Raw genomic sequence first — 251 nt, 5'->3', positions numbered from 1 at the left:
ACAGATCGTGCAGTAAGGTTTTAATGGTGCGTTGGCGGTTAAGACGGCTGACGCCGCCGAAAGCTTCGCTGACGACTACGACCGTATAATGCCCGCCTCCTTTGTTTCCCGAGTGGCCCGCATGCAGATGGCTGTCATCCTGAAAGTCAAAAAAAACAGGATTCAGCGTTTTCAGACGACCTTCAATAGCTTCACGCATATCCATTATTTGAATACGGCTTTGAACGGTTTGATCAATACCTCTTCATAGA

General features: G+C 47.8%; 1 protein-coding gene. It reads right to left on the bottom strand.

Annotation, left to right across the window (positions count from 1 at the left end; genetic code table 11):
- Positions 1-205 (bottom strand): BolA family protein (locus ACTHS4_RS12245; RefSeq protein ID WP_440366025.1); only part of this gene is annotated, 205 nt, incomplete at its 3' end.
- Between the last annotated feature and the right edge of the window lie 46 nt (positions 206-251).

This window comes from Neisseria sp. P0014.S009 (assembly GCF_051958155.1).
In the GTDB taxonomy this organism is placed as follows: Bacteria; Pseudomonadota; Gammaproteobacteria; order Burkholderiales; family Neisseriaceae; genus Neisseria; species Neisseria flavescens_C.
Note: the sequence above shows the minus strand (reverse complement) of the source record. Positions and strands in the feature narration are given on the sequence as shown.